2 protein-coding genes are annotated in these 1,514 nt (G+C 33.6%); both read left to right on the forward strand.

Going from position 1 to position 1,514, the window contains the following annotated elements; all coding sequences use genetic code 11:
• Positions 1 to 439: IS30 family transposase (locus tag CBG25_RS09195; protein ID WP_290603601.1), on the forward strand; the 439-nt coding region annotated here is incomplete at its 5' end.
• A 381-nt stretch (positions 440 to 820) separates the two neighbouring features.
• Complete coding sequence (locus tag CBG25_RS09200) at positions 821 to 1,219, forward strand: GFA family protein (protein ID WP_290606178.1); 399 nt, start codon at positions 821 to 823, stop codon at positions 1,217 to 1,219.
• Positions 1,220 to 1,514: the final 295 nt, after the last annotated feature.

Consider the following 1,514-nt stretch of genomic DNA (forward strand, 5'->3'; position numbering starts at 1 on the left):
TACTGTATTTGGTAAAGATCAGAAGTCATTCTTACTGACTCTAGCGGATAAAGCTACCAAGCAGATTATTATCCGCAAGTTACCGAATAAACGCGCTGATACTGTTGTAGATGCTTTCCGTGACATTGTAGCAAATACCTTCTGTGACTTTAAAACTTTGACGGCCGATAACGGTTCTGAGTTCTCCATGCATAAACAGATAACTGAGATCACCGGTGCTAATGTCTTCTTTGCCAGGCCTTATCACTCATGGGAGCGTGGTTTAAATGAACACAGTAACGGACTTATCCGCCGTTTTTACCCAAAAGGAACGGACTTCAACTCAGTCACGGACAACGAGATTGCAGAACTTGAGCACATACTTAATACTCGGGGACGAAAATCGTTGGGCTATTTTTCTCCAAATGAAGTATTTTTAGCTCATCTAATGGCTGCATAACGTTTTATGGGTTTGTTGCGTTTCGACTGGGAATGGGCCCTTACGGCTCCATTACTTAATCGTATGACTCAAGTATAAATTAGATATCTTATACATAAGAAGCTATTGAACATATTTTCAATAGCTTTTTTATTATCATAATTTCAATAATTGAGTGCTTTTACTTTATTGTATCAATTTAAACAGAAATTTTTGGAAAGTCAGCATTGATTTGATTAAGCAATTTATTGTTAAAAAATTATCGTTTTTGAGATAGTTAAATAGCATAATAACGAGCCGGATCACATATATATTACTCAAACCTTTTGGTTAAAAAATAGTTATTGATTTTAAAAAATTGCTATGTTTTTATTTTTTTTTTAATAATAAAAGGGCATGTTTATGCAGTATGAGGATCAATCTTTATATGAGCCAGTTATATTAAAAACAGAACAACCTTGTTATGAAATCTCTGTTTGTAATTGTATGATATGTCAAAAATGGAATGGTGATCTGTTAATGACCTTTATTGTTGAAAATGGTTTATCCATCGAAGGTAAGTACTATGTTAGTTATTGTCGTTATTCTATATGGCTAATGCGAATATTTTTCCATAAATATGGCACGCATCTTTTTTCTAAGATGCTTAAACCTGAAAGTTATTATGCCAATGCTGTTTTATTTGAAAAGAGTAAAATGGGTTTTCTAGTTACTCAATTTTATGTTGGTTGTAATCCTTTGCATTATAACCTTATTGAAAAAACAGCATTGTTTACAGAACAACATATTCTTAATACTTAAAAATAAATTAAACCAGTTTTTGTTAGATTTATAATTCTATAATCATCAGTATCTTGGTAAAATTTTAGTTGATGGTATTGAGGAGATTCAATGAAAATAACTGAATATAATATCAGGGCACCTCGAAAAACCTAAGCCGAGTTTGATTTTGCTGATAAAGTTATCGGAAGCTGGTCTACTGAGCTAACCACCATGAAGAAACGCAGCGCCATTAAGAATGACCTCTTTGCAAACCAGTATCACCAACAGACGATCGACAAGTTGGGTGACCCGCTGGTCAAGATCGAAACCTGTA

This window comes from Arsenophonus sp. ENCA (assembly GCF_002287155.1).
Taxonomy (GTDB): Bacteria; Pseudomonadota; Gammaproteobacteria; order Enterobacterales; family Enterobacteriaceae; genus Arsenophonus; species Arsenophonus nilaparvatae.

Bases quoted from the DNA above. Each gene is read 5' to 3' on its own strand.
- CBG25_RS09200 (WP_290606178.1), top strand. From the start codon at position 821: ATGCAGTATGAGGATCAATCTTTATATGAGCCAGTTATATTAAAAACA.